We start from the raw sequence: 14,355 nt of genomic DNA on the forward strand, positions 1-14,355 counted from the left end.
CGAAGATGCTCTGCTCTGCAGGAGAGGTGCGCCCATCAATATGGGCTATTTGCGAAAATACGGGTAAATAATAACCAGTCACCCTCTCTGAAGTGAGAACGGCAGAAAAACAGCAAGGGAATCGTGATAACCCTCGTAACACTGCTCATTTTGCAAGAGGCTCGATTACCATTTCAAATGTTGAGTGCCTGGAAAAATCGCCGGATGCTTGAGTTCAGGAAGATATGCTCGCCCCCGCCCATCCGAAAAACCACCCTCCGAAAACTGCAACTCTCATTCAATTGTACACGAAAGCTACCAAAGAAAACAGGGATATATTTGAAAATTTCTCTGGAATTTTTCGGGAATCGGGTTTTTGTGGCATTAGGGGACAGAAACTTTACTGCATTACCCTCGGACACGGGGACTTTGGCCAGCGTCTTGATGGCGGCGGCCTTCTCGGTTTCGAGTTTCCGTGCGACCTCGACAGCCTTGGCCTTTACTTCCTCGACTGACTTACGCTTATCTTCCAAAGAAGGCCCATGCTCGTCGCGGGCACAACAAAACATGAAAATCCCCCCTTAACCCCCCTTCGGTAAAGGGGGGGATGGGGGGATTCCCATATAAAACAATAGACATGACACCATTTTTCATATAAACTTCATGCCATAATGAAGAACGTATTTGGCAACAAAAATCGCGCAGGCATCCCGAATTTGCAAGACCTGCTGGACGCCGTCCCGGCTGACCAGAAGGTTGCGTGTCTGCCTACCCCCGAAGCTCTCGTCCTTTACGCTGGTGACAAAGAACTCGGTCGCATCCCCCTCGACGGTTTGGCCGATGTTTCGCTGATAGATGATTCCTCGGTTCAGAAACACTACACCTTGAGCCGCATTCTGACCATTGGACCGCTGGTATTACTGTTTCCCAAGAAGACCTTTCACGAGGCATACCGCCTTTGCATCCAATGGAAAGACTCGGAGGGTGGCTTCAACTTCACCTACATCCGCATCGCAACACGAACCATGGCCAACCACATGCTCAGCGCGGTACAACGTGTGCTTACCCCGGAAGGCCGCAAGAAACTTGCTCAAACGGCGCCAAAGACAATAGAGTGGGAAGCTACCACGGAAAAGGAACAACGCCAACTCTCCGCCGAAACTTCGCCGTTTATCACCTGTGGGAACTGTACCGTAGAATTTAGGAAAACCGACCTACCGCCCGGAGGCAAGTGCCCGGTGTGCGGCAAACGATTCAACAACGCAGGAAAGGATCGCTGGTGGAAGTGAGCACTAGTTGCCTGGATTGGGTTTTCGCTTTCTCCAAGAAACATCGTCATCTATTTTTCAGCATCTATTTCACCTGGAAAATTTGTCTTGACACGCTCTGCCATTGTATAATAGCCTCCCGGCTGGAAAATCCTTGTTATTTGGTCCCACTTTTTGTGCTGAAACAGGATATCGTTTTGGTTGACATCCAAAGGTGTAACAAGAGGGTATCATGCGCGTATTAAGAGAAAATACCTTGGGACTGGTGATTGATTACCAGGAACGCTTGTTGCCCCATATCTACGAAAATCAGCAGTTGCTGGCAAACACGCTGGTCCTGATTGAAGGGCTAAAGGCATTGGAAATCCCACTTATCGTCACTGAGCAATATCGCAAAGGCTTGGGGATAACGGTGCCCGAGATAAAAAATTTGTTTTCCCCTTTCGATCCCATGGAAAAGGTGTCCTTTAGCTGCTATGATGATCAGGGCATTGGCAAGGCACTTGCTGCAACGGGTCAAAAATCGGTGGTAATATGTGGGATTGAAGCCCATGTATGTGTACTGCAGACAGCGATAGACTTGATGGAAAATAATTACATGCCTGTTGTCGTCGCAGACTGTATTTCCAGCCGTAAGCCGGACGATAAACAGACTGCCATTAAGAGAATGCGACAGGAGGGGATAATCATTACTTCTTGTGAGGCGATTCTGTTCGAGCTGTGCCGTGCGGCCGGAACAGACCAATTCAAGGCAATATCAAAACTTGTGAAATAGCTAAAGTGAACCATGCATAATTTGTTTGTTAATGAGCAAAAAATTCGGGTGCCACGGGTCGTGGCTGGTAGTTATAACAACTTAACTTAAGGAGGAAGAAGAATGAACAAAGGGGATCTGGTAGGTGCGGTTGCCAAGGTGGTCGGCAAAAAGAAAACCGCAGAAGATGCAGTCAGTTGTGTCCTGGATGCAATTACAGCATCACTGAAAAAGGGGGAAAAGGTTACTCTCATCGGTTTCGGTACGTTCTCGGTAGTAAAAAGAGCTGCCCGGGAAGGAAGAAACCCCCAGACCGGCAAGGCCATCAAGATCAAGGCCAAGAAAGTCCCGAAGTTTGTAGCCGGCAAGAAACTCAAAGACACGGTGGCAAAATAGTTTGGAAGGGGCTTTTGACAGGCATAACGTTAAAAGCCCTTTTTTTATCAATGCGGCAATGAGACGCTATCATCCAGTTAAAGGTAAGGCGGGGGTATGAGATTCGACATCGCCAAAAGTGGCAGCGGTCTTATCTATGAGATAAGACATATTGTGGCAGTAGCCAATAAACTCCAGGAATACGGGGTAGAGCTCGACTGGGAAAATATCGGCGACCCGGTGCAGAAAGGGGAGAAGATCCCCGCCTGGATGAAAGAGGTCCTCTTTGATGTCTTGAGGGACGATCTTTCCTTCGCCTATTCCCCCACGAAAGGCGTCACTGCGACCCGGGAGTTCCTGGCAGAGCTTGTCAATAAAAGGGGCGGCGCCCAGATAACCGCGGAAGATATTATCTTTTTCAACGGCCTCGGCGATGCCATTGCCCGCGCCTACAGCTCTATCCATGTGGATGCCCGCATCATCATGCCGGAACCGACCTACTCCACCCATCTGCTGGCCGAGGTGCTGCACGCCTCTTTTCCGCCCAACACTTACCGGCTCAATCCCTACAGCCATTGGCATCCCGATCTCCGCGAGCTGGAGCAGAAGGTGAAGAGTCACCAGGCCATTGTCGGGATTCTTTGCATCAATCCCGATAACCCCACCGGCTATGTCTATACCGAGGAGACGCTCCGGCAGATTGTGGGCATTGCCCGCAAATATGACCTTTTTGTCGTCTTTGACGAGACCTACCACAACATCGTCTACAACGGGAAAAAAACGGCCATGCTGGCCGATATCATCGGTAACGTTCCGGGTATCAGCATGAAGGGCATTTCCAAGGAATTCCCCTGGCCGGGCTCGCGCTGCGGCTGGATGGAGGTTTACAATGCCGATAAAGATGAAAAATTTGCCCGCTATATTGATACGATCCTGAACCAGAAGATGTCGGAGGTTTGTTCCACGACGCTGCCGCAGATGTCCATCCCCAAGATCATGACCCATCCCGAGTATGGCAATTATCTCAATGAGCGGGTGCGCCATTATGAAAGACTTTCCAATATTGCCTACAACATCTTGAAGGACGTGCCCTATCTGATTGTGAACCGGACCAACGGCGCCTTTTACATGACGGCCGTGTTCAACGATGCGGTTCTGAACGGGAGGCAGACATTACCTATCCAACAGCCCGAGATCACGCAGTACATAGAAGGGCTCGTAGAAGACAATGTCGAATTCGACAAGCGTTTCGTTTACTATCTCCTGGGTTGTACCGGGATCTGTGTCGTACCGCTGACATCGTTCTTTACCTCTGTGCCCGGCTTCCGCATGACCCTGCTGGACAAGGACGAGGCCAAGTTTGAACGCGTCGTAAAGACCATCGCCGAAAAGGTCGTCCAGTACATCGAATCGGCTAAATAACCCCTATGCCCGTCGCGGGCACAACGAAGTGTAAAAATACCATTCGTCATTCCGGACCCGATCCGGAATCCAGGCGCACGGATACCGGCCTACGCCGGTATGACTATCTATTTCATAAGTCGTTTACGCATCTTGGCTATGGCCAGCGGGAAAAAGATCAGGCCGAAGACGACAAAATAGGCGCCTTCCCAGAGCAATGACAGGTGGTATTGTCCCCAGGCCAGGGCCCGGCAGATTTTGACAAGATGCGTGAGCGGCAGGATAAAGGCCAGCCACTCCGCCCACCGGGGCAGATTCTCCACAGGAAAAAAAGTGCCGCTGAACAGAAACATCGGCGTAATGAAGAGAAAGACCGGCAGGTTGAAGAGCTCAATATTCTTGACAATCCCCGTAAAAAACATGCCGATGGACCCGAAGGCCAGCCCGCCCAGGAACGCGAGCGGGATGAGCAGCAGGCCGGACGGATAGGCGATCAGACCGAAGAGGCTGACGACGGCCAGCATAATGGTGGTGGCAATAGCCGCCTTCGTGGCGCCCCAGATGATTTCCCCTGTAATGATCTCTTCCAGCGTCAGCGGGGTGGCCATCATGGCATCGAATGTCTTCTGATAGTACATCCGGACAAAGGAGGCATAGGTGTTTTCGAAAAAAGCGTTGTTCATAATGTTGATGGCAATCAGCCCCGGGGCGATGAAGCTGAGATAGGACATATTGCTGCCCTGAAACTGGAAACTTCCCAACAGGGCGCTGAAGCCTACGCCAAAGGCCAGCAGGTACAGCAGTGGTTCCAGCAGGGGCGGGACAAAGCTCACCTTCCAGTTTTCCCGGTAAACGGTGAAATTCCGCTGCCAGACACGCCAGAAGAGTAGAGAGAGGTTGTAGGGTGTTTTCATTCCCGCAGGTCCCTCCCCGTTAATTTCAAAAAAACGTCCTCCAGGGTGGCCATGCGCAGCAGGCAGCCTTCTTTGCTGCATAGCTTACTTATTTCGTGGAACATATCGTTGCCCTCTTCCACATAAATAATCAGCCGGTGCCCCAGGTCTTCATGTCGCCATTTTCGGTCCCGGATATAGGCCCGGAGCTCAGCCGAGGGAGCATCTGCCTCGATGATGTCCTGGCCGATATGCTGCTTTACCAATGCCGCCGGCTCGCCCGTTACCAGGATGCGACCGTGATCCATGATCACCACGCGGTCGCAGAGCCGGGACGCTTCGTCCATATAATGCGTCGTCAGGAGGATTGAAAGTCCGCCCGCCCGCAGCTCTTCCAACCGCTCCCAGACCTGATGCCGCGACTGGGGATCAAGACCGGTCGTCGGTTCATCGAGGATCAGCAAATCCGGTTCATTGATGAGGGCGCGGGCGATTATCAGCCGGCGCATCATGCCCCCCGAAAGATCAATCGCGCGGGCATCCTGGCGGTGGTCTAAGGCCATGAATTTGAGCAGTTTTTGCGTTCTTTCCTGAGCAATCGGGCGCGGAATATTGAAATAGCGGGCAAATACCTCCAGATTCTGCCGCACCGTCAGGTCGGGGTCCAGGCTGTTATCCTGCTGGCAGACGCCGAGACGCGCCTTGATGGCGCGCAGATGTTCCCGGGCATCCAGCCCAAAGATCTGCAAGGCGCCCCCGGTCATCAAAGAAAAGCCATAGATCATATGGATAATGGACGTTTTCCCTGCCCCGTTAGGACCGAGAATCCCGAAACATTCTCCCGGCAGCACCGAGAAAGAGACATCATCCACGGCCACGAGATCGCCGTAGGTCTTGCGCATGTTATGGGCGTTTATACTGGTTTTCAAGCGAAATTACACTCCTTGTGATGCCATCATTATGGGGACACCATACCCCCCTCACCCTCCAAGATAGGCCTCGATTACCTTTTGGTTTATAAGCAGGTTGTGGCCAGTATCGGTGAGGACGACCCTCCCGGTCTCCAACACGTACCCCCGGTGGGCAACCCGCAGGGCTTGCCGGGCGTTTTGCTCCACAAGAAGGACCGATGTTCCCTCTTGATTGATCTCCTGCAGGATCGCGAAGATCTCCTGGACAATCAGGGGAGCAAGGCCCATGGAAGGCTCGTCCAGAAGCAGGAGGCGCGGTCTTGCCATGAGCGCCCTGCCGATCGCCAGCATCTGCTGTTCCCCGCCGCTCAAGTTCCCAGCCGGGAGGTTCTCCCTGGTACGCAGGATCGGGAAGCGGTCCATCACTTTTCCCAGGTCGAGTGTCGCCTCGTGCCGATTCCGTCTGCTGTATGCACCGAGTTCCAGGTTTTCCCGGACGGTAAGGGTCGTCAGGATGGCCCTCCCTTCGGGAACTTGAACCAGTCCACGCTGCACGATCTCCTGCGGGCGAAGCCGTCCGACATCCTGACCCGCGAAGAAGATGGCCCCGGCAGACGGTTTGAGAAGCCCGGAAACGGCCAGCAGGGTTGTCGTCTTCCCGGCTCCATTGGCGCCGATCAGGGCAACAATCTCCCCTGGCTGAAGCGTCAAATCCACCTGGTGGACGGCCCGAATGTGGCCATAGTTGACCGCGAGTCCGGTGATCTCGAGGAGGGGTTCGTTCATGGCCTCACACATCCCTCCCCAGGTAGGCTTCGATCACCTCGGGATGCTGCCGGATCTCCCCCGGAGGCCCCTCGGCGATGAGCTTCCCGAAGTTCAAGACGGCTATCCTCTGGCAGAGTCCCATCACCAGCCGCATGTCATGCTCGATCAAGAGGATGGTGTATCCGCGCCGGCTGATACAAGTGATCTCAGCCATGAGCTCTTCGGTTTCGGCCGGATTCATGCCGGCCGCCGGCTCATCAATCAGGAGCACCTTAGGTTCGGTAGCCAGCGCACGGGCGAGTTCAAGCTTCCGCTGCTCGCCGTAGGAGAGGCTTCCCGCCTCGAGCGTGGCCTTTGTATCCAGACTTACCCAGGAAAGAAGTTCCCGGGCCCTTTCCCTCCCGCGTTTTTCCTCGCTACGTTGGGAAGGCAGCCTGAGGAGGGTGCCGGCGAGGCCGTAACGCAAGTGGCCGTGCATTCCCACCATCACGTTCTCCAAAAGGGTCATCTCCCGGAAGATCCGGATGTTCTGGAAAGTGCGGCCGATGCCCGCCCGTGTAACCATGTGAGGCAGGCGGCCGGTAAGCAGCTCGTTGCCCAAGTGTACGGTACCGGCGGTGGACGTGAGGATGCCGGTGATCAGATTGAACAACGTGGTTTTGCCGGATCCGTTGGGACCGATGAGACCGTAAATGACCCCCTCGGGCATCTGGAACGAAACATCGTCCAGAACCAGCAGGCCCCCAAACTGCTTGGTGAGACCATGGATCCGCAGCATCAGGTGGCCCCCTTTCTCCGGAACCTGGCGAAGAGTTTCCGATCCCAGATCCCGTTGGGCAGATAGATGACCACGAGGATGAGAATAAGCCCGTTTACCGACAAGCGAAAAGCTTTGAGGAACCGCAGGAGTTCCGGCAAGACGGCCAGGATTGAACTGCCGACCATGGGGCCCACAAAGCTGCCGGTGCCGCCGAAAATGGCGCCGGTCAGGATGTCTACCGCCGGGTCGAATCCGTACTCGCGGGGAGAAACGAAGAAGGTAAAATGGGCGTTCAAGCCTCCCGCAACCCCGGCGATGCAGGCGCCCAAAACGAAGGCCAGCAGCTTGTATAAGGTGGTATTGATGCCCATCGCCTTAGCGGCAGTCTCATCCTCCTTGATGGCTTCGAAGGAGCGGCCGATCTTGGAGTGCCGCAGCCGCACGAATCCGTAAACGAGGACGGCGAGAATTGCCACAATGTGCCAGAGCTGGGTTTTCATGGGGATGCCGTTCAAGCCCATGGAGCCGCCGGTGATCTCCAGATTCAAAAAGATCACCCGTACCACCTCTCCGAAGCCCAGGGTAGCCATGGCTAAGTACACCCCCGAAAGCCGCAGCGTCGGTATCCCGATCACCAGGGCCACCAGACCGGGCAGGAGCCCGCCGAGCGCCAAGGCCGCTCCGAAAGGAAGTCCGAGACGCAGCGTTCCCAGAGCCGCCGTGTAGGCCCCGATGCCCATGAAGGCCGCGTTGCCAAGTGAAAGCAGCCCGCAGGAGAGCGTGAGGTAGATCGAGAGGGCGAGCATCGAATGCACGCCCACGGTGTAGACAAGCGTGTTGTATGTGGCCCAAAAGACCTGCAAATCGTCAGTCACGCGCTTTCCTCCGTCTCACGCCGCCTCACGCCTTCCTTTCCACGACCCGGCCGAAGAGGCCCGAGGGGCGCACCAGGAGAATCAGAAAGAGGAGCCCGAAAGCGACTGCGTCCCGATAGTCGCTGGAAAGATAAGCCACGCTCATCACCTCGGCCACCCCCAGGAAGAGTCCTCCCACCATGGCGCCCCGCACATCGCCCATGCCTCCCAGGATGATCACGGCCACCCCCTTGGGCAGCAGTGTTTGGCCCATAAAGGGGTAAATGGCGTTAAAAGAGAGCCCGATGAGAACCCCCGCTCCACCCCCAAGCGCCGCAGCCGTAAAGGATACGAGCCGAAAAATCCCTTCCACGTTTATTCCCAGCAGGTAGGAGGTCTGGGGGTTCTCGGCTACGGCGCGCACGGCCTTCCCGAGCCGGGTGCGCTGCAGGATTGCCACCAGCAGAACCATAAGCAGGAACGAGATGATCACTATGGCCATCTGGAGCTCGGTAACCAGGATCGCGCCCACCTGGAAGCTCTCTTCGGGAATGGTTCCAAAAGGGAAGCGGGAGGTCTCCGCGCCAAAGATCCCCTGGACCGCGTTGGTCGTCAGGGTGGCCGCGCCGATGGTTGCGATCATGGGCATGAGGTGGTGGGCCCGCCGGGCCCGCAGGGGTTTCAGGACGACCTGGTCTATGAGCAGCCCCAGGACGCCGGAGAGGAGCATAGCTAAGGGCAACGCCACCCAAATGCCGAGATTCGCCTTGGTCACCAGCAGCAGCGCCACGTAAGCCCCCACCATGAACACGGCGCCGTGGGAGAGGTTGATCACCTCCAGCACCCCGAACACAAGGGTAAAGCCAAGGGCGAACAGGGCATAGACGCTTCCGAGCGTCAAGGCGTTGACGAGCTGTTGAGCGATCATCAGGAAACTCTTGCAAAAGACCCAGGCAGAACAATCCTGGCCTGGGTCCTGGATTCAACGGAAGTCGGTACGTTACTTCATTAAAACGAACTTGCCACCCTTGGCGATAAAGATATGTGCGTCCTGCCGGGCATCATAGCCCGTCTCAACGCCTGCCTTGGCGGGCGCCTTCCGGAAGGTGAAGGAGCCGGTGGCCCCTTCAAGCTTAACCAAGGGGAGTGCGTCTCTCAGGGACTGGCGATCCTTCTCCAGGCTGCCCGTCAGTTTAACTGTCTTGAGGGCCTGGGCCACGATGTACAAGGCGTCGTAAGCCTGAGCGGCAAACTGATCCGGTTCGGCGCCGTACTTCCTGGTGTAGGCGGCGACGAAGCCCTTGTTTCTGGCACTGTTGCTCTCGGCTGCCCAGGGGCCGCCCATAATGGTATTATCGGCCGCCGCCTTGGCGATCTCGAAGAGTTTGGCCGAGTTAAAGCCGTTGCCGCCGACAAAGGGAACGGTAATCCCGAGGTTGCGCGCCTGGAGGATAATGTTGGCCGCCTCCTCCGCCAGGGCCGAGCAGACGATGGCATCGGGGTTTTGGGCCTTTATCTTCGTGAGTTGGGCGCGAAAATCCACGTCGCCTCTGGCAAACGTCTCGGTGTTGGTGACCGGGATATTTTGGGCCTCCAGGACGACCTTGAAGACATCGTAGCCTCCCTTGGTGAAGGCGTCGTCATTACCGTAGAGGACCGCGACCTTCTTGATTTTGAACTTCTTTACCGCCTCGCGCACCGTAACGGGAAGAACGTCGGCCTCCATAATGGAATTCCGGAAGGTCCAGGGTCCCATGTCGGTAATGCCATTGGCAGTGTTGCTCGTGCCAAAGACCACGACCTTCGCCTGGTTGGCGATCGGATCCGCCGCAAAAGCCGAGTTTGAGAGGGTGGGGCCGAAGATGGCCAACACCTTGTCCTGGAAGATGAGCTTCTTGAAAACGTTGATGGCCTCTTCCTTCTTCGCCTGCTCGTCTTCAACGACGAGAACAAGCAGATGGCCGTTTACCCCTCCCTTGGCGTTGACCTCTTCGGCAGCGAGGGTGAAGCCATTCCTGATCGGCACGCCATACTTCGCAACGGGCCCTGTAAGCGCCGCCGCTACGCCGAGCCTAACCTCAGCCGCTTGAGCCGTCGCCCCTACCACCAGCGCTACCACGAGACTGCATAACGCACCGACAATCTTTCTTGACATGCAAACCTCCATCATATTAAGCCCGAGTCCAAGTCTCCGATGCAGAGAAACGGGCCGGGCTGCCGTGCCCCTCTGCAGGCGTGATGTTTAATAAGGCTTTGTTTTTGACGGGATAATTATAAGCAGCAACGGACTTGTATGTCAATGAGATATTGAATTATCCTTTTCCTTCTTCCTTGACAGTCTGTGTATCTGATTATAAGAAGGAACGCCGCTGCAAAGCGACGGCGATCACCTATGTGAAAAATGGTTGATAATACTGTAAAATCGTATAGAGAAAACGCTCTTTGCCCCGATTGCCGGGAGGAGACAGGAATCTTTAACCTGCCCGGCTTCGGTCAATAACTGATTTGCCCATTTCTGTTGACACCCGTAGTTTCACCACCGATAACTTTGTGCAAGTTATTCCATTACAGACCCCGCAAGCAAAAAAATATTGCCCACTATGCATCACCGGTATTTACAAAAACAATACTTTAGGCTATCTTGCTAATCAGTTGAGGAAAACTGCCATATTTAATGCGCTGAACCATGAAACTTGAAGCGAGGGAACTATGAAGAAAATCACAATTTTTATCCTCTGCATCCTTTGCCTGCTCAGTAATTTCTTGCTTGCCAGGCACGGCTGGGCGGAAAACTATACCGTCAAGGGCGAGATGGCATCAACCATCCGGTATGAACTTCAGCACCAAGTTACGCCGGGCGACGGCATGAGACAAATGTCGCTTAGCTTTGTGGTGCCCCAAACCTTTCAATCTCCAACGTATAGTCAGGAAATCAGCGACTTCAAGCTCGTTCTGAAGCCGGAGCCGCAGGAGAAAAAAACCACGACTGATGGTCGCGGCAACAGCATCGTGCTTGCCACCTGGACAAAAGTACCCTCTCTGATAGACGTCAGCCTCTCCTGTAATGCCGTCAACAAGACCGGCCTGAAAACATTGGAGACGCAGGCCCCCTTTCCTCTGGCCAAGCCGGAGCCGGCCATGCTGGATTATCTGAAAGCCACGGAGCAGGTGCAGTCCCAGGACCCTCGCATTCGAGAACTGGCGGTCCAACTGACCGCGGAAGTCAAAACAGAATTCGATGCCGTGCAGCGGGTAATTTCCTGGGTGGTGGACCACGTGCATTACGTTAATCCCCCTGTCCAGTATGACGCGCTTTATGCCTTCACCTCGGGCAAGGGAAACTGTCAGAACTTCTCGCATTTGAGCGCCGCCCTGCTGCGCTCCGTGGGTATTCCGGTGCGCATCGTGAATGGCGTCACCCTGAACCAACCCTTCGACGTTTCCTGGCAGAAGGGCACTTTAACCTTTAAAATGGGACAAGGTCGCCATTCCTGGATTGAAGTCTGGTTCCCCGACCAGGGCTGGGTTCCCTGCGACCCCCAGAACACGCAGCTTTTTGTTTCGAATCGTTTTGTCCGGATAGAGGTAGGAATTGACAACAACGAAACCAAAAACGACGGTATGCTGCGCTGGGCGCAAAATCGCGATGCTCAATCCAAGCCGAAACTCCAGGAAACGATCAGCGCCGATTTCAACAGTGACGTGGTGAAGGTAACAGGCGATCGTGAGGCCTATGGTCCCAAAAATATTCTGCTTTCTCCCAACGTCAAGGCCCAGTTCAAACAGCTCGCCCTGAAAACGCCGCCGCCGCCCGTCACCATCACGGCTACGGACCAAAGTAAGCTTGTCTATCAGGTGCCCTTTACCTTCGGCAACCTCGAGTTTCCCGAAGATTTGGACTTTGCCTTTCCACGGACGGCTAAGGCCACCACGGCCGGACAATTTGAGATGTCCCGCAATTTTCTCGTGGAAACTGCCGAATATGTCACGACCAAGCTGACCCAGTACGCTCAGGTGGTTGTGTTGTCCAAACCGGTATCTCTGAAAAAAGTTGCCCTGGCCCTGCATAACTTCGGAGGCGAGGGCTTGTTGTGGGTAGAGCTGTATAAGGACAATGAGGGCAAGCCCGGCACGCCCATCGCCACCAGCGATTTCATCAGCCTGGAGCAACTGTCCCTCAAACCGGGATACCGCTGGACAGATTTCGCCTTCACCCAGGAAAAAATTACCCTCATGCCCGGCAATTACTGGATCGCGCTGGGCTTCAGCGGCAGCCCGATAGTCAACTGGTTTTACACTTACGGCAAACCGGTTGGCCCGGCCGATGGCACCCGCTACAAGAACATCTTCACCGAGGACTGGAGTGGCGCCCTGAATTACGAATTCAATTACCGGCTCACAGGTTTGACGACAAAATGAAACTGCCCAAATTAACGATCAACAGGAAACTGCTTTTAAGTTATCTGAGCATGGCCTTGCTGACAGTGTTATCCAGCGCCTACGCGGTCGTTAGTTTGCAGAATCTCAACAAATTGGCCCATGACATCACTAACCAGGACTATGTCATACTGGATAACTGCAAGCAGATGGTGGACGCCCTGCTGACCCAGGAAAGCACAGAAAAAAAAGCCCTGATATTTAAAGATCCTTCTTTTGCAACAATATTCCGGACCAGAAGCCAGGAATTCAAAAAAGGCGTCGAGAATATCAATAAATATCATCTCGCCGATTTCAACGCCAAGCTGGCCCGGTTATCTTCCCTGCAGGAGCAGTACGATACGCTTTTTCAAAGGGAACTGGCCCTGATGCAGGAAAACCGCCTGGACGAGGCCCTGCTTCTCTCGGAAAAGGAAGGAAAGCAATTTATTGATGAGATGGCAAGCAGCGTGCGTTATATCGGGAAAAAGGCGGAGCAGGGTATAGACAGCAATGTCCGGTTGTTCAAGGATGAAAGCCTGCAGGCATCACGAATAACCATCGCCTTGAGTATTATCAGTCTGATTGTCGGCTTTACCCTGGCCATGCTCGTTACTTACAACATCGCCCGACCTCTCAAAAAATTGGAAAAGGCCACCGCACTAATTGCCGAAGGCAGGTTCGACAACGATCTCAACATGAACCGCGGAGACGCGATCGGCAGCCTGGCCAGCGCCTTCATCGTCATGGCCGAACGGCTCAAGGTACTGGAAGCATCCCACCGTGACGCGAGCCCTTTGACGGGGCTTCCCGGCAATCTGGCCATCGAAAAGCATATTGAAATGCGCCTGGCGGCAAAACGGCCCTTTTCTCTCTGCCATCTGGATCTGGACAACTTCAAGCCTTTCGCCGACAATTACGGCTACGCTTGGGGTAGTGAAGTCATTAAAGAGGTAGGGCAGATCATCATGCAACAAGCAAAAAACACTGATGGTCCAGATGTTTTTATCGGTCATATCGGCGGGGATGATTTTGTGCTCATCACGGAACCACATCCGGCCGAGGCAATGTGCCAGGCCATTCTGGAGGAGTTCGACCAACGCAGCTTAAAATTCTATACCGAGGAAGACCGGGAAAAGGGCTTTTTAACAGGCAATGACCGCAGCGGGATCAGGCGTAATTTCCCCCTCATCACAATGACCATCGCTATTGCCACCGACAATGGCAGCCGCTTCCAGAATCCCCTGGAAATGTCCGCCATGGCAGCAAATTTGAAAGAATATGCCAAAACCCTGCCGGGCAGCAACTACGTAAAACAGGAAGACGTGGAACACCTTTTCAACCGTGGGGAAAAAAATGGATAAGAAACTCTGGATCGTTCTTTACTGCCTGGTCGCCCTGATAAGCGCCTGTACAGCTTCTCTGCCGCCGGTTGCCGACCAGGCCAGGCCGCCACAAACGGTGACGTCGGCAATCGTACCGGGTGACGAGGCCCAATCAGGCCCAGCGGGCTCTCTTTACAGCACCGGCAAAAAAAGTGACGAGGAGCTTTTTTCCCAGGCGTTGAATCAAATTGCCGGTCCGTTCAATCAAGATGCATTCGCCACGGCTAAGCAAACACTGGAAGCGCTGCTGAGCGGCTACCCGCAGAGCAAATGGAGCGCCGCCGCCCGTGCGATTCTCCGCCTGATAGGGGAACTGGATACTTACCGTGTAGGGGCGGCGCATGCGGCGCCCCTACTTCCCGCCGAACAAAATATGGTACAGAAGCTGGCGACCGACAGGAGCAAAACTCTACGGGAAAATGAGCAATTAAAAAAAGAAGTGCGCCTTTTGAGTGAAAAATACCAGGCGGAACTGGCCGAGCTGCAGCAGGAGAACGAACAGTTGAAAAATGATCTGCAACTGCTTAAAAATCTGGAGATACAATTGGACAAACGGGAAAAGATGCTGCGCTGAGGGTCTGTTACGGATAC

General features: G+C 54.4%; 15 protein-coding genes. 7 read left to right on the forward strand and 8 right to left on the reverse strand.

Annotated elements, in window-relative coordinates; all coding sequences use genetic code 11:
* Window positions 1-173: 173 nt before the first annotated feature.
* Entirely contained in the window at window positions 174-548 is a 375-nt protein-coding gene (locus NT140_05260) for a hypothetical protein (GenBank protein ID MCX5831281.1), read from the reverse strand.
* A 102-nt stretch (window positions 549-650) separates the two neighbouring features.
* Between NT140_05260 and NT140_05265 the strand changes: the two genes are divergently transcribed.
* The 4 genes from NT140_05265 (at window position 651) to NT140_05280 (ending at window position 3,798) form a co-directional block, all read left to right on the forward strand.
* Window positions 651-1,268, forward strand: coding sequence for a hypothetical protein (locus NT140_05265; GenBank protein ID MCX5831282.1), 618 nt, complete (start codon window positions 651-653; stop codon window positions 1,266-1,268).
* Window positions 1,269-1,479: 211 nt separating this feature from the next.
* On the forward strand, window positions 1,480-2,022 hold the full coding sequence (locus NT140_05270) for a hydrolase (GenBank protein MCX5831283.1): 543 nt from the start codon (window positions 1,480-1,482) through the stop codon (window positions 2,020-2,022).
* A 102-nt stretch (window positions 2,023-2,124) separates the two neighbouring features.
* A complete protein-coding gene (locus NT140_05275) occupies window positions 2,125-2,397 on the forward strand; it encodes an HU family DNA-binding protein (GenBank protein ID MCX5831284.1) in 273 nt (90 codons plus the stop codon).
* A gap of 96 nt (window positions 2,398-2,493) precedes the next feature.
* Window positions 2,494-3,798 carry a pyridoxal phosphate-dependent aminotransferase gene (locus tag NT140_05280; protein MCX5831285.1) on the forward strand — a complete coding sequence of 435 codons (1,305 nt, stop codon included), beginning with the start codon at window positions 2,494-2,496 and terminating at the stop codon, window positions 3,796-3,798.
* A gap of 107 nt (window positions 3,799-3,905) precedes the next feature.
* On the opposite strand, the gene NT140_05285 is transcribed toward NT140_05280, so the two are convergent.
* The 7 genes from NT140_05285 to NT140_05315 all read right to left on the reverse strand — a co-directional run bounded on the left by NT140_05285 (window position 3,906) and on the right by NT140_05315 (window position 10,130).
* Window positions 3,906-4,691, reverse strand: coding sequence for an ABC transporter permease (locus NT140_05285; protein MCX5831286.1), 786 nt, complete (start codon window positions 4,689-4,691; stop codon window positions 3,906-3,908).
* On the reverse strand, window positions 4,688-5,572 hold the full coding sequence (locus NT140_05290; protein ID MCX5831287.1) for an ATP-binding cassette domain-containing protein: 885 nt from the start codon (window positions 5,570-5,572) through the stop codon (window positions 4,688-4,690). Before NT140_05290 ends, NT140_05285 begins: the two co-directional genes overlap by 4 nt.
* A gap of 78 nt (window positions 5,573-5,650) precedes the next feature.
* Window positions 5,651-6,379: an ABC transporter ATP-binding protein gene (locus NT140_05295; GenBank protein ID MCX5831288.1), complete on the reverse strand. Its 729-nt coding sequence runs from the start codon at window positions 6,377-6,379 to the stop codon at window positions 5,651-5,653.
* Complete coding sequence (locus tag NT140_05300; GenBank protein ID MCX5831289.1) at window positions 6,372-7,127, reverse strand: ABC transporter ATP-binding protein; 756 nt, start codon at window positions 7,125-7,127, stop codon at window positions 6,372-6,374. Before NT140_05300 ends, NT140_05295 begins: the two co-directional genes overlap by 8 nt.
* Window positions 7,127-7,984 (reverse strand): branched-chain amino acid ABC transporter permease, encoded by an 858-nt coding sequence (locus NT140_05305; protein MCX5831290.1) that lies wholly within the window; start codon window positions 7,982-7,984, stop codon window positions 7,127-7,129. The genes NT140_05300 and NT140_05305 overlap by 1 nt, the downstream gene beginning before the upstream one ends.
* A 25-nt stretch (window positions 7,985-8,009) precedes the next feature.
* Window positions 8,010-8,891 carry a branched-chain amino acid ABC transporter permease gene (locus NT140_05310; GenBank protein ID MCX5831291.1) on the reverse strand — a complete coding sequence of 294 codons (882 nt, stop codon included), beginning with the start codon at window positions 8,889-8,891 and terminating at the stop codon, window positions 8,010-8,012.
* A 72-nt stretch (window positions 8,892-8,963) separates the two neighbouring features.
* Window positions 8,964-10,130, reverse strand: coding sequence for an ABC transporter substrate-binding protein (locus NT140_05315; GenBank protein MCX5831292.1), 1,167 nt, complete (start codon window positions 10,128-10,130; stop codon window positions 8,964-8,966).
* A gap of 542 nt (window positions 10,131-10,672) precedes the next feature.
* On the opposite strand from NT140_05315, the gene NT140_05320 reads away from it, so the two are divergent.
* Genes NT140_05320 through NT140_05330 form a run of 3 tightly spaced genes read left to right on the forward strand, consistent with a single transcriptional unit; the run spans window position 10,673 to window position 14,338 of the window.
* Entirely contained in the window at window positions 10,673-12,382 is a 1,710-nt protein-coding gene (locus tag NT140_05320) for a transglutaminase-like domain-containing protein (protein ID MCX5831293.1), read from the forward strand.
* The gene (locus tag NT140_05325; protein MCX5831294.1) at window positions 12,379-13,743 is read left to right on the forward strand and encodes a diguanylate cyclase; all 1,365 of its coding nucleotides are present in this window, start codon (window positions 12,379-12,381) and stop codon (window positions 13,741-13,743) included. The genes NT140_05320 and NT140_05325 overlap by 4 nt, the downstream gene beginning before the upstream one ends.
* Window positions 13,736-14,338, forward strand: a complete 603-nt coding sequence (locus tag NT140_05330; GenBank protein ID MCX5831295.1) for a hypothetical protein — start codon at window positions 13,736-13,738, stop codon at window positions 14,336-14,338. Before NT140_05325 ends, NT140_05330 begins: the two co-directional genes overlap by 8 nt.
* Window positions 14,339-14,355: the final 17 nt, after the last annotated feature.

This window comes from Deltaproteobacteria bacterium (assembly GCA_026388415.1).
Lineage (GTDB): Bacteria > Desulfobacterota > Syntrophia > Syntrophales > JACQWR01 > JAPLJV01.

What these genes read in the sequence shown, in the direction of transcription:
- NT140_05295 (MCX5831288.1), bottom strand. Translation starts at nt 6,379, where the DNA reads ATGTGTGAGGCCATGAACGAACCCCTCCTCGAGATCACCGGACTCGCG.
- NT140_05320 (MCX5831293.1), top strand. Translation starts at nt 10,673, where the DNA reads ATGAAGAAAATCACAATTTTTATCCTCTGCATCCTTTGCCTGCTCAGT.
- NT140_05265 (MCX5831282.1), top strand. Translation starts at nt 651, where the DNA reads ATGAAGAACGTATTTGGCAACAAAAATCGCGCAGGCATCCCGAATTTG.
- NT140_05330 (MCX5831295.1), top strand. Translation starts at nt 13,736, where the DNA reads ATGGATAAGAAACTCTGGATCGTTCTTTACTGCCTGGTCGCCCTGATA.
- NT140_05270 (MCX5831283.1), top strand. Translation starts at nt 1,480, where the DNA reads ATGCGCGTATTAAGAGAAAATACCTTGGGACTGGTGATTGATTACCAG.
- NT140_05260 (MCX5831281.1), bottom strand. Translation starts at nt 548, where the DNA reads ATGTTTTGTTGTGCCCGCGACGAGCATGGGCCTTCTTTGGAAGATAAG.
- NT140_05275 (MCX5831284.1), top strand. Translation starts at nt 2,125, where the DNA reads ATGAACAAAGGGGATCTGGTAGGTGCGGTTGCCAAGGTGGTCGGCAAA.
- NT140_05300 (MCX5831289.1), bottom strand. Translation starts at nt 7,127, where the DNA reads ATGCTGCGGATCCATGGTCTCACCAAGCAGTTTGGGGGCCTGCTGGTT.
- NT140_05285 (MCX5831286.1), bottom strand. Translation starts at nt 4,691, where the DNA reads ATGAAAACACCCTACAACCTCTCTCTACTCTTCTGGCGTGTCTGGCAG.
- NT140_05290 (MCX5831287.1), bottom strand. Translation starts at nt 5,572, where the DNA reads ATGCGCAAGACCTACGGCGATCTCGTGGCCGTGGATGATGTCTCTTTC.
- NT140_05310 (MCX5831291.1), bottom strand. Translation starts at nt 8,891, where the DNA reads ATGATCGCTCAACAGCTCGTCAACGCCTTGACGCTCGGAAGCGTCTAT.
- NT140_05280 (MCX5831285.1), top strand. Translation starts at nt 2,494, where the DNA reads ATGAGATTCGACATCGCCAAAAGTGGCAGCGGTCTTATCTATGAGATA.
- NT140_05325 (MCX5831294.1), top strand. Translation starts at nt 12,379, where the DNA reads ATGAAACTGCCCAAATTAACGATCAACAGGAAACTGCTTTTAAGTTAT.
- NT140_05315 (MCX5831292.1), bottom strand. Translation starts at nt 10,130, where the DNA reads ATGGAGGTTTGCATGTCAAGAAAGATTGTCGGTGCGTTATGCAGTCTC.